Raw genomic sequence first — 16,035 nt, 5'->3', positions numbered from 1 at the left:
AGAGGTCACCATGAACAACGACGTCATCGCGGGCAAATGGAAGCAACTGGCAGGCAAGGCCAAGGCGGCCTGGGGCGAACTCACCGACGACGAGCTGACCCGCACCGAGGGCAACGCCGAACGCCTGGCGGGCCTGATCCAGGAGCGCTATGGCAAAACCCGGGAGCAAGCGGAGAAGGAAGTCCGGGACTTCTTCGACCGCAATCCCTGATCCATCCCACCACCAGGAGAAGCTGACATGCTGCATTACGCCGTAGTTTTCTTCGTTATTGCCATCATCGCGGCGGTCCTGGGTTTCGGCGGCATCGCCGCCGGCGCCGCGGGCATCGCCAAGATCCTGTTCTTCGTCTTCCTGGTACTGGCGCTGCTGTCCATTCTGGGGGGCGCATTCCGCAAGAAATAGAACCCGTACCCAAGATTTCCCGAGAGCCGTTGCGTCTTCAACGCGCTGAACCACACCAACAAGGAGCATGACTATGGAATTTCGCAAGCTGATCGCCGCCGCTGCACTGGGCACGGGCGCTGCCTTCACTTCCATCGCCTTTGCCGCCGACGACGGCAAGCCGAAACAGTCCGTAGGTGAATACGCGTCCGACGCCACCGTGACTACCAAGGTCAAGGCCGCCTTCGTGGCGGACAAGCAGCTGAGCGCGCTCGACATCGCCGTGGAGACCAACGCGGGCGTCACCACGCTGACGGGTACCGTGGGCTCCGCCGCCGAGGCCGATCACGCGGCCACCGTGACCCGTGGCGTCGAAGGCGTCAAGCAGGTCATGAACAACATCAAGGTCGATCCCGCCAAGAACAAGCGGTAAGGCCTGCATCGCGCCGGGCCGGTCTCGGCGCTCAAACGGCGCCCGCGTTTGCGCGGGCGCCGTTTTTCATGGGTGCCGTTCCGGAAGGCGCCTTATCAGACGTCCACCGTGCCTCGGCCGATCTCCCGCGCGCGTCCGCCCACCTGGATCCGGCCGTCGGCCAGGACGTCGAGCAACAGCCGGCACGGCCTGCCCATCTGGTCGCCCTGCTCCACCAGGATGCTGGCGGGCAGGGCGTAGCCGCGATGCTGCAGCCATCCCCCCAGATTGGCGCAGGCCGAGCCCGTGCCGGCGTCTTCGTTGACGCCGCCGCCGGCCTTGGCATAGAAATACCGGGCCACCACCACCTGCCGGCCGTCCTGCGTCCTGCCTTCGTCGAACGCGAAGACATACAGGGTCTTGCGGCCCAGGCTGCTGGCCTGCCAGCGGCCCAGCCGCCCGGCGTCGGGCACGGCGCGGCGCACGGCATCCACGCTGGCAAGCGGCACCAACAACTGATCGGCGCCCGTGTCCACCCAGATCGGATCGCCCAGCAGATCCGAGGCGTCCAGGCCGGCCAGGCTCGCGATCTCCGCGCGGTCCAGCGCGGGCTGCGCGGTGCGCACGCCGTCCGGACAAGGCGCGGTGAAGGTCCAGGCGTCGCCGCGGGCCGTCACCGGAACGATGCCGGCCGTGAATTCCAGCGTCAGCGCATCGCCGGCCTTGAACAGATCGCGCACGACCTGCGAGGTACCGATGGTGGGATGGCCGGCAAACTTCATTTCGTAGCCTGGCGTGAAAATGCGCACCCGCGCATCCGCCCGTTCCGACGGCAGGATGAACGTGGTTTCGGACAGATTGAATTGCGCCGCCAGGTTCAGCATGGTGGCGTCGTCCATGCCGCGGGCGTCCTCGAAGACGCAGAGCTGGTTGCCGCTGAAAGTGGTGGAAGCGAAGACGTTGAGCAGGCGGAATGCGTAGGAGGCCATGGAGGACAGCGCGGTCGAAGGGACTGGCCGGCATTGAGCCGGCGCGGCCCTCCACTTTATCCCAGCGCTTGCTGGCGGGCTACCAGACCGCGAAGAACAGCACCCAGGCCAGGCAGAACGGCGCCAGGCCGGCCAGCAGCACCAGCCATGCCAGGCCTTTGCGCCATGCGCTGGCTTCGCGCGGCTTCAGCAGCCGCGCATACAGGCGCAGGGTCCACAGCACAGCAAGGCTGAGCAAAGTGAAACGCACGGGCGCGGCCCATGCCGCCTGCACGCCTTCGTGCTTGAGCAGGTTGACCGTGGTGGCCGACAGGCCCAGGAACACGCCGATGCCGGCGGACGGGATCAGGGCCTGGGCCAGCTTGTGCAGACCCGCCCGGCCCCAGCGCTCGGCGTACTCTCCCGCCACGGGCGCCGCGGGCGCCAGGCGGTCGGCGATCCATAGCGAGAGGAACGTCGCGCCGCCCACGCACACCGTGGCGCCGATGACGAACATCAGGATGCCCGCGCCGTCCAGCCACGAAAAACTGTCGTTCACTTCCGGATAATGCGTCAGGATGAACCAGGGCGCGTTATCCAGCAACGGCCACATGATGTCGTGTTCGACCAGCCAGGTCGCGGCCCATTGCTTGGCGGTCACGTACCAGGGGCTGGCGCTCCAGAGAAAGGCGCCGATCGCGATGCCCATCAGGCCGAAGCACAGCAGCGCGGTCTGCCAGGGATCGCCGTGCGCGACACGGACGATTTCCTCTTCCGGCGAACGCGGCGTCAGGGTGATCGCGCCGCGATAGCCGCTGCAGCGTCCACAGACGTGGCAATCGCCCGCGCCCTTCATGTGGCGCAGCGGCACCAGCGGCGCGCAGTTGATGGGCTCGATGCGGATGACCGGATGGCGCCACTTCTCCTCGTCTACCTTGAAGTGCCAGGGCGCCAGCTTGGCCAGCAGGTTGAACACACCGTTGACCGGGCACATGTACTTGCACCACACCCGCTTGCTGCGGCCGTAGCGCCAGCCGACGATCATGGCGGCCACCGTGGACCCGCCCAACACGGCCAGCACGGCCAGCGGATACTGGTACACGCTGACGAGTTGCCCATAGATGGTCGTCAGCGCGAACGCCACGAACGGCCAGCCGCCCCAGCGGATCCATTTCGGAATCGCAAGCCCTTTGCCGCGTTCGCTGGCCCACTCCGTGAGCATGCCCTCGGGGCATAGCCAGCCGCACCAGGCCCTGCCCAGGATCGGCATGGATATAAGCACGAACGGCCACCACACGCCCCAGAACGCGAACTGCGCGACAATCGTCAGGTTGTTGAATACCGACGACGCGTTGTCCGGCAACGGCAGGATCGCGGGCACGATCAAAAGGAAAGCGTATATCGCGACGATGCCCCACTGCAGCTTGCGCAACAGCGGGGCATGGTCGCGGAGGAAGTCGGCGATACGGGAGGTCGCCCTCCCGAGTGCAGCTGCCATGATCAAACCTTCGAATATTTCAGTCTGGTGAGAGTCCGGGTCAGGAAGCGCTGCGGGCCGCGGCCGCCGCCGGGGCGGGTTTGCCGCCCACCCAGCGCAGCAGGGTCCAGACAATTACCCAGTAAGCCACCCACAGCAAGACCGAGATCAGGGCGGGCAAGGCGCGATAACCGGCGAAGTCGGCCAGAACCTTGCCAAAGCCGGTGCTATCGCTCAACAGCCACGAGCTGTCCCAGACCGGGTCGATGATAGTGGGCAGGACGTCCAGCGAGATCAGATGATCCAGGCCGCCCACCAGCAGTGAGCCGGCCAGCAGCAGGAGCAGGATTTCGGTCACGCGGAAGAAACGGCGCCAGGTGATCAGCTTGCCGCCCAGCTGCAGCAGCCAGAACGTCAGCAGCGCCACGGCGAAGCCCGCGACGCCGGCCAGCGCCAGCATCAGCATGCTGCTGCCGTCGCCGCCCGCGGACACCGTGCCATACAGGAACACCACGGTTTCACTGCCTTCGCGGGCCACGGCGATGGCCACCAGCACGAACAGGCCCCACCAGTTATCGCTGGCGACGGATGAGCGCGCGCCGCTTTCGAGTTCGCCCTTGAGCGTGCGGCCATGCTTCTTCATCCATACGACCATCTGCACGACCAGCGCGCAGGCAGCCAGCGACATGATGGCCTGGAACCACTCCTGGCCTTCGTCGCTGAGCCACGAGGACACGCCCAGCAACACCAGTGCCAGCGCCACGGCCAGGCCCAGGCCCGCGGCGACGCCACCCCACAGATAGTTCAGCCCGCGCTTGCCTTCGGGCGTGGCGCGCAGCCAGGTGTACAGGATGCCCACCACCAACATGGCTTCGACGCTTTCACGCCAGACTATGAAAAGGACCTGTTCCATGTATCGGTACCGCGTTATTCCTTGGGCTTGACGACCAAGGTGCCTTTCACGCTCTGGTGAAAGTCGTCAAAAAAGGGATACTCGCCCGGGCGGGAAATCGTAATGACCACGAAGGACTTGACCCCCGGCCCCAGGACTTTTTCCTTGCGCAGCGGGATGCTTTCGAATTCCACCGGCTCGTTGCTCTCGTTGATGAGTTCGATCTTGAAACGGCCCGCCGGGACTTCCAGGGTGGCGGGCTCGAACGTGCCGTCAGGCTTGAACCGCAAGGTAAAGGTAGGCAGCTCGTCCGCCTGCGCGGGCGCCGTGCCGGCCAGGCCGGCCAGGCCGATCAGCAGTGCTGCGGCAACGCGTAGCAGGCGGTTCACGATCAGTAACCGCCCTTCTTGCCGGTGCCGGCAAAGACGAATTCATACTCCAGGTCGAAGGGCTCGAACCACGGGCCGACGCCGGTTTCCTTGTCGACGTGGCGGCCGAAGTGGCTCATTTTGTCGGCGGTCGGCGGCAGGACCGTGTACTTCAGCTTGTACTTGCCCGGACCTTCCAGCTTGACGTTTTCGCCGTAGTGCGGACCGTCGTTGGCGACCATGGGCATGAAGGTGCCCTTCTGCACGTTGTCGCTGCCGACCTTCTGGACCTCGTACTTGACGACCAGGTAAGGCACCCATTCGCCTTCGGGGAAGCCCGTCTTGTTGCCGGCGGTCGCGTGGATATCGGCCTCGAGGTGCACATCCGAATCCTTGGCGGGACGCATCATCCCGGGCGGGTCCATTTCAATCGGCTGCAGGTATACCGCGCCGATTTCCATGCCGCCCTTTTCCACCGGCTTGCCGATGGGGTATTCGGCCGCGTGGGCGGCGGAAACGCTCAGAGCGACAATGGCCAGGGCCAAGGCTTTCTTGATCATGTGCATAATCCTTGAGACACGAATGAAAATGACGGCTCCGAAAACATAAACAAGAACCGTTTTCATTAATGTAACCAAAACAACTGACATATCCCTGAACCCAGGAGCACGAAAATCCGCGATTCATTGCGTTTGGTCAAACCATGAAAAACGCCCCCGGAGGGGCGTGCGCATCGTAAAACGGACCTGCTTGCGCCGCTACTTGCGGCCCGGCCCCTGCGTTCCGCCGGGCGTGAACGGGAACGTCGAGAACATCGCGCGCGTCTGATCCTGCATCTGGTCCTGCATTTGCACGAACAGGTTCTTGCTCTGGTCGATGTAGTTGTTCATCATGTTCTGCAGCATGGGCGTCTGCACGTTCATGAACTGCGCCCAGGCCTCGGGGCCGAACTGGCTTCCGTACAGGCCCTTGGACTGCTCGGCCATCCGCTGCTGGATCTCCATGAAAGCCTGGATATTCTTTTCCAGGTACGAACCCATGATCCCCTGCATGGCATGGCCGTAGAAACGGATGATCTGCGACAGCATGTTCGAAGAGAACATGGGCATGCCGCCGCTTTCCTCTTCGAGGATGATCTGCAGCAGGATGCTGCGGGTCAGGTCTTCGCCGCTCTTGGCGTCGACGACCTGGAATTCCTCGTTGGCCAGGACCAGTTGCTTGACATCTGCGAGAGTGATGTAGGTGCTGGTCCGGGTGTCGTACAGACGACGGTTGGGGTACTTTTTAATCAGGCGCAGGCTGGCGCCGGTTTGTGCTTGCGTCATGGTTGTCCCCGGATCGGGCGATCTCTAAGACTTCGGATAAGGTTAAGTGTAATGCCGGACGGCCCTCTCCCCGAGACCATCCGGCGCCAGCGGGCCGCCCGTGGCGGCCCACGCACGATGCGTCAGCCCATGTGCAGGCCGCCGTTGAGCGAGAAGTCCGCGCCAGTCGAGAAGCCGGACTCATCCGAGGCCAGCCATGACGTAATCGACGCGATTTCCTCCGGCGTGCCCAATCGGCGCACCGGAATGGTGGCAACGATCTTTTCCAGGACGTCGGGGCGGATGGCCCGGACCATGTCCGTGCCGATGTAGCCGGGCGACACCGTGTTGACGGTGATGCCCTTGCTGGCCACTTCCTGGGCCAGCGCCATGGTGAAGCCATGGATGCCGGCCTTCGCCGTGGAATAGTTCGTCTGGCCGAACTGCCCCTTCTGCCCGTTCACCGAGCTGATGTTCACGATCCGGCCCCATTGGCGCTCGACCATGTCGTCGATGACCTGCTTGGTCACGTTGAAGAGGCTGTTCAAATTGGTATCGATAACCGCGCGCCAATCATCGGCGCTCATCTTGCGGAACAGGCCGTCGCGGGTGATCCCTGCGTTGTTGACCAGCACGTCGACCGAGCCCATATCCCGCTTGACCCGTTCGAATGCCTCTACCGTGGAGTCCCAATCGGACACATTGCCCACGGACGCGTAGAACGTATAGCCCTGCGCTGCCTGTTCATCCAGCCATTGCTGGTAATTGCGGCTGGGGCCGCAGCCTGCCACCACGCGAAAGCCATCTTTGGCCAGGCGCTGGCAAATTGAGGTGCCGATACCGCCCATCCCGCCTGTAACGTAAGCCAGTTTTCCGCTCATTGGATTTCCTCCTGTGTGCGACGGACGCCTCGTTGATTAACTTACTGTCCTGGGCCAACCGCAACCGCGGTTTCAGGCAGCCCGGACTTTCACATACCTGCCAGGCGCCGGCTCTATCGGCCTATGCCTGGCATTGCCTAACTTTGTACGCGCCTTGACCTGCTTGCCCGAATGGCCGGCCAGCCAGGCGGCCCAGTCCGGCCACCAGCTGCCGGGTTTTTCGGCTGCCTGCGCGAGCCATGCATTCGGATCGCCCGGCAGGTGATGGCCCGACTGTTCCAACGCATCCGCCACCCAGTAGCTGCGGCGTTTCTTGGCTGGCGGATTCACCACGCCGGCAATATGCCCGGACGCCCCCAGCACGAAGCGCTGCGGCCCGCGCAGCACCTGCGTGGACGCGTAGGCCGACACCCAGGGCACGATGTGATCCTCGCGGGAGCCGAAGATATAGGCCGGCATTTCCAGGCGCGTCAGGTCCAGCGGCATACCTGCGGCCTGCGCCCGACCCGGCACTTTCAGGTTGTTCTCCAGGTAGGTATTGCGGAAGTACCAGGAAAAGAAGGGCCCGGGCAGATTGGTGCTGTCGCCGTTCCAGAACAGCAGGTCGAAGGCGGGCGGCTTCTGGCCCTTCAGGTAGTTGCCGACAACGTAGTTCCATACCAATTCGTTGGGCCGCAGGAACGAGAACGTGGTGGCGAGCTCGCGGCCGGGCATCAGCCCGCCCTTGCCCAGTTGATGGTCGCGCAGCAGCGCATGGGCCTCGTCGACGAAGACCTTCAACACGCCTGTCTCGTGGAAATCCAGCAGCGAGGTCAGCAGGGTCAGCGAGGCCACGGGGTGTTCGCCGCGCGCTTCGGCCAGCGCCAGCGCGGACGCCAGCATGGTGCCGCCCACGCAGAAGCCCAGCGCGTTGACCTGCGGCTGCCCGGTGATGTCGCTGGCCACCCGCAGGGCCTGCAGCACGGCGTTGTCGAGGTAGTCGGACCAGGTGGCGCGGTCCACGCCGTCGGTATCGCTGGCGACGGGATTGCGCCACGAAATCAGGAACACCGTGAAGCCCTGATCCACCGCGTGCCGCACGAAGGAATTCTCGGGCTGCAGGTCCAGGATGTAGAACTTGTTGATGTTCGGCGGCACGATGACGATCGGCCGCGCGTGCACGGCCGCGGTCGACGGCGCGTACTGGATGAGCTGGAACAAGGGGTTTTCGTACACGACCTCGCCGGGCGTCACCGCCACGTTGCGGCCGATCTCGAACTTCGTTTCGTCCGTCTGCGTAATGCGCCCTTTCTTGACGTCGCCAAGCAGGTTCGCGAGCCCTTCGTTCAGTGCCCGGCCCGCGCTCTCCACGATCGATTGCTGGGCGTCCGGGTTCAATGCCAGGAAATTGGACGGCGACAAGGCGTCGACCCATTGCATGATCGAAAAGCGCAGGCGGTCGCGCATGGGTTCGCTGACTTGCGCGGCATCCACCATGCGCGACATCGCGCGAGCGGACAACAGGTAGGTATGCGCCAGCAGCAGGTGCGAATGATTGGCGGCCCAGGCCTCGCCGGCAAAACGGCGGTCTGGCGGCGGCGCGAGCGCGCCGCGGCGGGCGTCATCGCAAAGGCGCTGCCATTCGCGAGAGAACTCGGCCTGGATGTCGGCCAGGACTTCCGGTGCCACGCTCACCGGAATGGGCCCTGCGGCGGAGAGATTGGCATTCACTTCGACACCTTGTTATCGAAACTACGCGATTGATGTTGCATTCCGTGTCCTGGCCTGTCAATGCGGGTATACAAGGAGACCTGCCAGGGCGTGCCGCAGGCGCAAGCGCCCGTCTTGCGCTGGATCAAACCGGATCGAGCCAGGCGATCAAGGCCATGCGTCCGGTTTCTCCATCGCGCCGGTACGAAAAGAACCGGCCCTGCTCCGCCACGGTGCACATCCCGCTCAAGGACACCTCTTGTACCCCAGCCCGGCGCAGACGGAAATCGGCCAATCCGGCGAGGTCGGCCAGCCACTTCCCCGGCCGGCCGGGCCGTTCGGTGAAATACCGCCGGGCGGCCGGATCATCCGCCTCGAAGGCATCCAGCACGTCCTGGCCCACCTCGAATGCCTCGGGACCGATGCCTGGGCCCACCCAGGCGCGCCAGCCCGCGGCCTGCGGCGCCTTGGCGCGCATGGCGGCCAGCGTATGTTCGAGCACGCCGCCGGACAGGCCGCGCCAGCCGGCATGCGCCGCGCCCAGCACCTTGCCCTGCGCGTCCGAGATCACCACCGGCAGACAGTCCGCCACCATGACGGCCAGGACGCGGCCGGGACGCGCCGTGACGCTGGCATCGACCGCCGGCTCGTCCGGCAGGTCCGGCTGATCGGCGTCCACGACTTCGCTGCCGTGGACCTGCCGCAGCCACAGGGGCTCGGCGGGCACGGCCGCGCGCACGCGGCGCCGGTTCTCCGTGACGGTGTCCGGGTCGTCTCCGGCGCGGCGGCCGAGGTTCAGGGTGTCGTGCGGCGCGACGCCCGCGCCGCCCGCGCGAGTGGTGCAGAAATAGTTCACGCCGGTCCATTGGGGGCCGGTCACCACCGGCAGACCTGCCACTACGCGTTCCATGCGATGCTGTCCTGTACCAGGGTCATGTCGGCGGGCGGGGCGGCGGTGAACTCGACCTCGCCGCGGCCGCCCGGATCGTCGAAATGCAGGGCCCGCGCATGCAGCATCTGCCGCTGCGCGCCCGCGATGTTCTTGCCGCCATAAAGCGTATCGGCCAGCAGCGGATGCCCCAGGCTGGCCAGATGCACGCGGATCTGGTGGGTGCGGCCGGTTTCCAGCCGGCATACGACTTCGGTGACTCGGCCGCCCGGTTCGACCTGTCCGCGGCGGGCCGGCGCATAATGGGTAACGGCCGGCTTGGGCGCCACCGGGCGCTCTACGCTCATGCGCACCGGCACGCGAGAATCCCGGCCGATCGGGCGGTCGACCTTGCCGGCCGCGGCCAGCCAGCCATGGGCCAGCGCCACGTACTCGCGGCCCATGCTGCGCGCCTGCAATTGCCGCACAAGATGGGTCTGGGCCGTTTCGTTGCGCGCCACGACCATCAGGCCGGACGTGTCCTTGTCCAGGCGATGCACGATGCCGGCGCGCGCCACCTGGGCCAATTCGGGATAGCGGTGCAGCAGGCCGTTGAGAAGGGTGCCGCTCCAGTTGCCGGCGCCGGGATGCGTGACCAGTCCCGCGGGTTTGTTCACGACAATCCAGTCGGGGCTTTCGTCCACGACCCCGAACGCCACGGGTTCGGGCGCGAAAGCCAGCGATTCGGGAGCGGGCTGCGGCCAGACGGCGATCTCGTCGCCCGGGCCGACGGTCTGGCGGACCTTGCCGGGCGAGCCGTTCACCTGGACGTTGCCCGCCTCGATCCAGCCTTGCAGACGGCTGCGGGAATGGTCGGGCAACAACCCTGCGAGCACCTTGTCCAGCCGGTCGGCCCGTGTACCGTCAGGCACGGTTACAAGTTGCGGTTCACCCCTGGGATTTTGGTCAGGAAGACCCAGGAATTCGTCGTCGGAAACGAGATCTGCGCCGGCGGCTGTATCAGACATGGAGACAAATCATATAATCAGCCTGCCATGCTAACACCAAGGATACGATTCTCGTGATTCACCACTCCGCAGCTCCCTCGAATCCCGCCTCCCGCAGCGGGCCGATCTTGCGCGTGGTCATCGCGCTAGTTGCCGTCGTCGCGATCGCCGGTTGCGGCTCGTCCAACTCCAAGTACGACAAGACCACGAACTGGAGCGCCGAACAGCTCTACGCCGATGCCAAGTCGGAAATGTCCTCGGGTGGCTGGAAGGAAGCCCGCGAACGGCTCACCGCGATCGAAAGCCGCTACCCCTTCGGCGTGTATGCGCAGCAAGCCCTGCTTGAACTGGCCTACGTCAACTGGAAGGACGGCGAGAACGAGCAGGCCCTGGCCGCCATCGACCGCTTCCAGCAGCTCTACCCCAACCATCCCGGCACCGACTACGCGCTGTACCTGAAGGGCCTGATCAACTTCACGCCGGCCAGCGCCTTCATGAGCAACCTCACCGGCCAAGATCCCGCCGAACGCGATCCGAAGGGCCTGCGCGCTTCCTACGACGCCTTCAACGAGCTGATCAAGCGCTACCCGGACAGCAAGTATTCGGCCGACGCCGAAAAGCGCGTGGCCTGGCTGGTCAACACCATCGCCATGAACGAAGTGCACGTCGCCCGCTACTACTACGAGCGCGGCGCCTACGTGGCCGCCGCCAACCGCGCACAGACCGTCATCACCGACTTCGAGGGCGCGCCCGCCACCGAAGAAGCGCTCTACCTGATGGTCGAGTCCTACGACAAGCTCGGCATGACCGAACTGAAGAACGACTCGCAGCGCGTCTACGACAAGAACTTCCCCAACAGCGAATTCCGGACCAAGGGCCTGAAGGCCGACAAGAGCTGGTGGAATCCGTTCAACTGATCCGATTCCCGCATGGAAAAAAAGCCCCTCGCTCGCGAGGGGCTTTTTGCTTGCGGCGGGCACGCGCGGGGCGCGCGGTCGGTGAGCTACCCCTCGCCGCCCTCGCCCTTGCGGCGGTAGAACGCCAGCACTTCTTCCAGCTCGCGGGTCCGCGCGAACGGCGGCAGCCCCCGCCACAGCCGCTTGCCGTAGGGTTTTTCGACCAACCGCCCGTCGCCCACCATGAGCACGCCCCAATCCGATTCGGTGCGGATCAGGCGGCCGGCGCCCTGCTTGAGCGAGATCGCGGCCTCGGGTAGCTGGTATTCCGAGAACGGATTGCCGCCCTGCGCCCGGCAGGCCCGCAGGCGCGCCTCGATGACGGGGTCGTCGGGCGGCGCGAACGGCAGTTTGTCGATCGCGACCAGGGTCAGCACGTCGCCGGGCAGGTCGATGCCCTCCCAGAAGCTGGCGCTGCCCACCAGCACGGGATGCTGGAGCTTGCAGAAGCGGTCGAGCAGGTCGCGGCGCGTGCCGTCGCCCTGCTTGAGCAGGGGCCATTCATGGCCGGCGTCGTCGAACTGGTCGGCCAGCAGGTTGGCGACCTTGTCCACCGCGCGCAGCGTCGTGCACAGCACCAGCGTCCCGCCGGGGCTCGCCTCCAGCAAGGGCATCAGCGTCTGCACGAAGCGCTCTAGGTACTGCGGCGACTGCGGTTCGGGCAGGCCGCGCGGCACGAACAGCAGGGCCTGCTCCGGATAGTTGAACGGCGACTCCCATTTGCCGGTGCGGGCCTTGTCCAGCCCCAGCTGGCTGGTGAAGTGCGTGAACTCGCCGTTCACCGACAGCGTGGCCGAGGTCATGATCCAGGCCTGGCCCGGCTTGCGGTACTTGGAAAAGGCCTGCGCCACGGACAGCGGCGCGGAATGCAGGCGCACGTGGTGCTGCCCATGCTCGACCCAGCGCACCGCCGGGCCGGACCATTGCTCTGCCGCGGCGGCGCCCGCCAGGATGGCGGCCGGCGTGGGCAGGCCGTCGCCCAGCGCCGATTGCACCGCCGGTTCGGGCGCCTGGTCGTCGCGGCCCCAACCTTCGTCGGCCTGCTCGGCGCCTGCCCGTCCCGGCGTGGCCCAGCGCTTGAGCCGCGCGGAAATCTCCGCGCCGCTGCGTGCCGCGGCCATCAGGTCCGGATGCTTTTCGGATACGGCGGCCAGGGCCTGCGCGGCGCTGTCCACGGCCTCGCGCAGCCCCTTCAGCGCCTCGTCGAACTCGTCGGCATTGGGGATCGCATCGAAGGTGGCCTTGCGGCCCGGCATCTTGTCCAGGGGCGCACAGACCAGCCGGAGTTCGCGCGCGGCGGTCTCCAGGTGGCGGCTGACGTCGCTCCATTTGGCCGCTTCGCGCGCGTAGGCCAGGCCGGCGACTTCCAGCGCGCGGCCGAAGTCCATCAGCTGGTGCGTGGACACGCTGCTGCCCAGAAAGCGCGTGGCGGTGTCGGGAAGCTGATGCGCTTCGTCGAAGATCACGGTGTCCGCTTCCGGCAGCAGGTCGGTGACGCCCTCTTCGCGCAGCACCAGATCGGCCATGAACAGGGCATGGTTGACGACCACCACGTCGGCCTCCTGGGCCTGCCGGCGGGCCTTCACGACGAAGCAGTCGCGGATGCGCGGACATTCCTGCCCCAGGCAGTTTTCGCGGGTGGAGGTCACGCGTTGCCAGATGTCGGCATCTTCCGGCACCTGCGCGAGATCGCTGCGGTCGCCCGTTTTGGAAATGCCCGCGAACACCTGGATCTGGCGCAGTTGCTGGATTTCGCTGCGCGACTTCAAGGCGCGCTCGTCGCCCTGCAGGCGATCCAGGTGATAGTGGCAGACGTAATTGCCGCGGCCCTTGAGCAGCGCGGCGGTGACCGGCGCGGCCAGCGCAGCGCGCACGCGCGGAAGATCGCGGGCGAAGAGCTGGTCCTGCAGGGTGCGCGTGCCGGTGGAAATCAGCACCTTGCCGCCCTGGATGAAGGCGGGTACAAGATAGGCCCACGTCTTGCCGATGCCCGTGCCCGCCTCGGCCACCAGCGTAGCGCGGTCCTGGATGGCCTGGCCGATGGCCTGGGACAACTCCACTTGCGCGGGTCGCGGCTTGTAGCCGGGCAAGGCCGTGGCCAGCGGCCCGTCCTCGTCGAAGAATTCGGAAATATCCAGGTCCAGCATCAGAACAGTCTCGCCGGTGCCGCTTGCGGTTCGGGCGCCAGACACTTATGTGGGAAAGGACCAAATGATACCCGCTGCCAGGCCTCGTTCCCGCCGCGAAGCTGCCGCCGGCGCACCGCAAGAGGGACATATCGGCCCCCCTGGCACGTTTCGTAACAACGGCTTATGGCACAATCCGCCCCTTGTTTTCCCTTTTTGTCGTCGTATAGAGATGTCTGAAACTTCCACTATCACGAACGTCGCCGCCGGCGTCGACAACGCCCGCATCGTCGCGCAGCTCGCCACCGAGCTCGAAGCGCGCGCCTCCCAGATCGCCGCGGCGGTGGAACTGCTGGACGACGGCGCCACCGTGCCCTTCATCGCCCGCTACCGCAAGGAAGCCACCGGCGGCCTGGACGATACCGTGCTGCGCAACCTGGAAGTGCGCCTGGGGTATCTGCGCGAACTCGAAGAGCGCCGCGGGGCCATTCTTGAATCCATTTCGCAGCAGGGCAAGCTCACGCCCGAATTGCAGCAGGAGATCGGCTCCGCCGATACCAAGCAGCGCCTCGAAGACCTGTACGCGCCGTACAAGCCCAAGCGCCGCACGCGCGCCCAGATCGCCCGCGAAGCCGGCCTGGAACCGCTGGCCGATGCCATCCTGGCCGATCCGGCCTGCGACCCCGCCGCGCTGGCCGCCCAGTACCTGAACCCCGAAGCGTCCATCAACGACGCCAAGGCCGCGCTCGACGGCGCGCGCGACATCCTGGCCGAGCGCTACGCGGAAAACGCGGACCTGCTGGCCGACCTGCGCGAACACCTCTGGTCCACCGGCCTGCTGTACTCCAAGATGGTCGACGGCAAGGAAGCCGAGGGCGCCAACTTCCGCGACTGGTTCGACTTCAACGAGCCGCTGCGCACCCTGCCCTCGCACCGCATCCTGGCGCTGCTGCGCGGCCGCCAGCAAGGCGTGCTGGAATTGCGCCTGGGCCTCGAAGCCGAACTGGAAGCGCAGCTGCCGCATCCCTGCGTGGCCCGCGTCGCCAACTTCCTGAAGCTGGGCAATGGCCTGTTCGCGCTGGACGCTTCACCGCGCGCGCGCTGGCTGGGCGAAGTCTGCCGCTGGACCTGGCGCGTCAAGCTGCTGACGGCGTTTGAAAGCGAACTGATCGGCCGCCTGCGCGAAAGCGGCGAAACCGAAGCCATCCGCGTGTTCGCCGCCAACCTGAAAGACCTGCTGCTGGCCGCGCCGGCCGGCCCCAAGGCCGTGCTGGGCCTGGATCCCGGCATCCGCACCGGCTGCAAGATCGCTGTCATCGACGTGACCGGCAAGGTCGTGGACACCACCACCGTCTACCCGTTCGAGCCGCGCCGCGACCGCGAGGGCACGATCAACACCCTGGCCGCGCTCGTCGCGCGCCACAAGGTGGACCTGATCGCCATCGGCAACGGCACCGCCTCGCGCGAAAGCGAGAAGCTGGTGGGCGACATGATGGAACGCTTCCCGGATCTCAAGGTTACCCGCGTGGTAGTCTCCGAAGCCGGCGCGTCCGTGTACTCCGCTTCCGAAACCGCCGCACAGGAATTCCCCGACCTGGACGTTACCCTGCGCGGCGCCGTGTCCATTGCGCGCCGCCTGCAGGATCCGCTGGCCGAGCTGGTCAAGATCGATCCCAAGGCCATCGGCGTGGGCCAGTACCAGCACGACGTCAACCAGCGCGAGCTGGCTCGTTCGCTGGACGCCGTCGTCGAGGACTGCGTGAACGCCGTGGGCGTGGACGTGAACACCGCCTCCGCCGCGCTGCTGGCCCGCGTGTCCGGCCTGAACTCGCTCCTGGCCAAGAACATCGTGGCCTGGCGCAACGAGAACGGCGCCTTCCCCACCCGCGAAATCCTGCGCAAGGTGCCCCGCTTCGGCGACAAGGCGTTCGAGCAGGCGGCTGGCTTCCTGCGTATCCCCAACGGCGACAACCCGCTGGACGCGTCGTCGGTCCACCCGGAAGCCTATCCGGTGGTCGAGCGCATCGTCGCCAAGATCAAGGCCGAGGTAAAGCAGATCATCGGCCAGCGCGAAGCGCTCAAGGGCGTTTCACCCAGCGACTTCACCGATGAACGCTTCGGCTTGCCCACGGTGCGCGACATCTTCGCCGAACTGGAAAAGCCCGGCCGCGACCCGCGCCCCGAATTCAAGACGGCGCAGTTCAAGGAAGGCGTCGAAACCCTGAACGACCTGTACCCGGGCATGGTGCTGGAAGGTGTCGTGACCAACGTCGCCAACTTCGGCGCGTTCGTCGACATCGGCGTGCACCAGGACGGCCTGGTCCACATCTCGGCCCTGGCCGAGAAGTTCGTGAAGGATCCGCGCGACGTCGTGCGCGTGGGCCAGACGGTCAGCGTAAAGGTGCTGGAAGTAGACGCCGCGCGCAAGCGTGTCGCGCTGACCATGCGCCTGAACGACACCGCGGCCCCCGCCCGCCGCAGCGGCGACGCCCCCAAGGGCGGCGATCGCTCCGGCCGCCGCCCGCAAGGCGACGGCGGCCGCGGCGCCGCTGGCGGCGCTGCGATGAACAGCGCCATGGCCGACGCCTTCGCCAAGCTCAAGCGCTGAACGCCGCGGTCCGGCCTGCCGGATCAGCTCCCAAAAAAAACCCGGCGCATGATGCGCCGGGCTTTTTTTCAAGGCGCCGCAGCGCCCGGCATTCCGC

At 66.1% G+C, this 16,035-nt stretch carries 16 protein-coding genes; 5 read left to right on the top strand and 11 right to left on the bottom strand.

Going from position 1 to position 16,035, the window contains the following annotated elements:
* The first annotated feature begins 10 nt into the window (after positions 1-10).
* From AGI3411_RS25835 to AGI3411_RS25825, 3 genes are all read left to right on the top strand, one after another.
* Positions 11-211 carry a CsbD family protein gene (locus AGI3411_RS25835; RefSeq protein ID WP_043542954.1) on the top strand — a complete coding sequence of 67 codons (201 nt, stop codon included), beginning with the start codon at positions 11-13 and terminating at the stop codon, positions 209-211.
* Between the two features lie 27 nt (positions 212-238).
* Positions 239-403 carry a DUF1328 domain-containing protein gene (locus tag AGI3411_RS25830; protein ID WP_006389411.1) on the top strand — a complete coding sequence of 55 codons (165 nt, stop codon included), beginning with the start codon at positions 239-241 and terminating at the stop codon, positions 401-403.
* A 73-nt stretch (positions 404-476) separates the two neighbouring features.
* Positions 477-815, top strand: a complete 339-nt coding sequence (locus AGI3411_RS25825) for a BON domain-containing protein (RefSeq protein ID WP_129530172.1) — start codon at positions 477-479, stop codon at positions 813-815.
* Between the two features lie 95 nt (positions 816-910).
* On the opposite strand, the gene AGI3411_RS25820 is transcribed toward AGI3411_RS25825, so the two are convergent.
* From AGI3411_RS25820 to AGI3411_RS25775, 10 genes are all read right to left on the bottom strand, one after another.
* Positions 911-1,783 carry a PhzF family phenazine biosynthesis protein gene (locus tag AGI3411_RS25820; RefSeq protein WP_129530171.1) on the bottom strand — a complete coding sequence of 291 codons (873 nt, stop codon included), beginning with the start codon at positions 1,781-1,783 and terminating at the stop codon, positions 911-913.
* Between the two features lie 79 nt (positions 1,784-1,862).
* Positions 1,863-3,260 (bottom strand): 4Fe-4S binding protein, encoded by a 1,398-nt coding sequence (locus AGI3411_RS25815; protein ID WP_129530170.1) that lies wholly within the window; start codon positions 3,258-3,260, stop codon positions 1,863-1,865.
* A 40-nt stretch (positions 3,261-3,300) separates the two neighbouring features.
* Positions 3,301-4,152, bottom strand: coding sequence for an FTR1 family iron permease (locus tag AGI3411_RS25810; protein WP_129530169.1), 852 nt, complete (start codon positions 4,150-4,152; stop codon positions 3,301-3,303).
* Between the two features lie 14 nt (positions 4,153-4,166).
* Positions 4,167-4,520 (bottom strand): cupredoxin domain-containing protein, encoded by a 354-nt coding sequence (locus AGI3411_RS25805; RefSeq protein WP_244240457.1) that lies wholly within the window; start codon positions 4,518-4,520, stop codon positions 4,167-4,169.
* 2 nt (positions 4,521-4,522) lie between these two features.
* On the bottom strand, positions 4,523-5,059 hold the full coding sequence (locus AGI3411_RS25800; RefSeq protein ID WP_129530168.1) for an iron transporter: 537 nt from the start codon (positions 5,057-5,059) through the stop codon (positions 4,523-4,525).
* Between the two features lie 198 nt (positions 5,060-5,257).
* Positions 5,258-5,824: a polyhydroxyalkanoate synthesis repressor PhaR gene (gene phaR / locus AGI3411_RS25795; protein WP_129530167.1), complete on the bottom strand. Its 567-nt coding sequence runs from the start codon at positions 5,822-5,824 to the stop codon at positions 5,258-5,260.
* 122 nt (positions 5,825-5,946) lie between these two features.
* Positions 5,947-6,684: an acetoacetyl-CoA reductase gene (phbB, locus tag AGI3411_RS25790; RefSeq protein ID WP_129530166.1), complete on the bottom strand. Its 738-nt coding sequence runs from the start codon at positions 6,682-6,684 to the stop codon at positions 5,947-5,949.
* A gap of 72 nt (positions 6,685-6,756) precedes the next feature.
* Positions 6,757-8,394, bottom strand: coding sequence for a PHA/PHB synthase family protein (locus tag AGI3411_RS25785; RefSeq protein ID WP_129530165.1), 1,638 nt, complete (start codon positions 8,392-8,394; stop codon positions 6,757-6,759).
* Positions 8,395-8,518: 124 nt separating this feature from the next.
* Positions 8,519-9,283 (bottom strand): peptidoglycan editing factor PgeF, encoded by a 765-nt coding sequence (gene pgeF, locus AGI3411_RS25780; RefSeq protein WP_129530164.1) that lies wholly within the window; start codon positions 9,281-9,283, stop codon positions 8,519-8,521.
* Positions 9,271-10,269 (bottom strand): RluA family pseudouridine synthase, encoded by a 999-nt coding sequence (locus AGI3411_RS25775; RefSeq protein ID WP_129530163.1) that lies wholly within the window; start codon positions 10,267-10,269, stop codon positions 9,271-9,273. The genes pgeF and AGI3411_RS25775 overlap by 13 nt, the downstream gene beginning before the upstream one ends.
* 107 nt (positions 10,270-10,376) lie before the next feature.
* Here AGI3411_RS25775 and AGI3411_RS25770 point away from each other — a divergent pair, with 107 nt between their 5' ends.
* Positions 10,377-11,165, top strand: a complete 789-nt coding sequence (locus tag AGI3411_RS25770; RefSeq protein WP_129530209.1) for an outer membrane protein assembly factor BamD — start codon at positions 10,377-10,379, stop codon at positions 11,163-11,165.
* An 86-nt stretch (positions 11,166-11,251) separates the two neighbouring features.
* Here the strand turns inward: AGI3411_RS25770 and yoaA are convergent, their stop codons facing one another.
* Positions 11,252-13,351 carry a DNA repair helicase YoaA gene (yoaA, locus tag AGI3411_RS25765; protein ID WP_129530162.1) on the bottom strand — a complete coding sequence of 700 codons (2,100 nt, stop codon included), beginning with the start codon at positions 13,349-13,351 and terminating at the stop codon, positions 11,252-11,254.
* Between the two features lie 211 nt (positions 13,352-13,562).
* On the opposite strand from yoaA, the gene tex reads away from it, so the two are divergent.
* Positions 13,563-15,938, top strand: a complete 2,376-nt coding sequence (tex, locus tag AGI3411_RS25760) for an RNA-binding transcriptional accessory protein Tex (RefSeq protein WP_129530161.1) — start codon at positions 13,563-13,565, stop codon at positions 15,936-15,938.
* Positions 15,939-16,035 lie beyond the last annotated feature (97 nt).

This window comes from Achromobacter agilis (assembly GCF_900496965.1).
GTDB classification, from domain to species: domain Bacteria; phylum Pseudomonadota; class Gammaproteobacteria; order Burkholderiales; family Burkholderiaceae_B; genus Achromobacter; species Achromobacter agilis.
This window is presented reverse-complemented; position numbering and strand designations above follow the sequence as displayed.

Bases quoted from the DNA above. Each gene is read 5' to 3' on its own strand.
- AGI3411_RS25835 (WP_043542954.1), top strand. From the start codon at position 11: ATGAACAACGACGTCATCGCGGGCAAATGGAAGCAACTGGCAGGCAAG.
- AGI3411_RS25830 (WP_006389411.1), top strand. From the start codon at position 239: ATGCTGCATTACGCCGTAGTTTTCTTCGTTATTGCCATCATCGCGGCG.
- AGI3411_RS25825 (WP_129530172.1), top strand. From the start codon at position 477: ATGGAATTTCGCAAGCTGATCGCCGCCGCTGCACTGGGCACGGGCGCT.
- AGI3411_RS25820 (WP_129530171.1), bottom strand. From the start codon at position 1,783: ATGGCCTCCTACGCATTCCGCCTGCTCAACGTCTTCGCTTCCACCACT.
- AGI3411_RS25815 (WP_129530170.1), bottom strand. From the start codon at position 3,260: ATGGCAGCTGCACTCGGGAGGGCGACCTCCCGTATCGCCGACTTCCTC.
- AGI3411_RS25810 (WP_129530169.1), bottom strand. From the start codon at position 4,152: ATGGAACAGGTCCTTTTCATAGTCTGGCGTGAAAGCGTCGAAGCCATG.
- AGI3411_RS25800 (WP_129530168.1), bottom strand. From the start codon at position 5,059: ATGATCAAGAAAGCCTTGGCCCTGGCCATTGTCGCTCTGAGCGTTTCC.
- phaR (WP_129530167.1), bottom strand. From the start codon at position 5,824: ATGACGCAAGCACAAACCGGCGCCAGCCTGCGCCTGATTAAAAAGTAC.
- phbB (WP_129530166.1), bottom strand. From the start codon at position 6,684: ATGAGCGGAAAACTGGCTTACGTTACAGGCGGGATGGGCGGTATCGGC.
- pgeF (WP_129530164.1), bottom strand. From the start codon at position 9,283: ATGGAACGCGTAGTGGCAGGTCTGCCGGTGGTGACCGGCCCCCAATGG.
- AGI3411_RS25775 (WP_129530163.1), bottom strand. From the start codon at position 10,269: ATGTCTGATACAGCCGCCGGCGCAGATCTCGTTTCCGACGACGAATTC.
- yoaA (WP_129530162.1), bottom strand. From the start codon at position 13,351: ATGCTGGACCTGGATATTTCCGAATTCTTCGACGAGGACGGGCCGCTG.
- tex (WP_129530161.1), top strand. From the start codon at position 13,563: ATGTCTGAAACTTCCACTATCACGAACGTCGCCGCCGGCGTCGACAAC.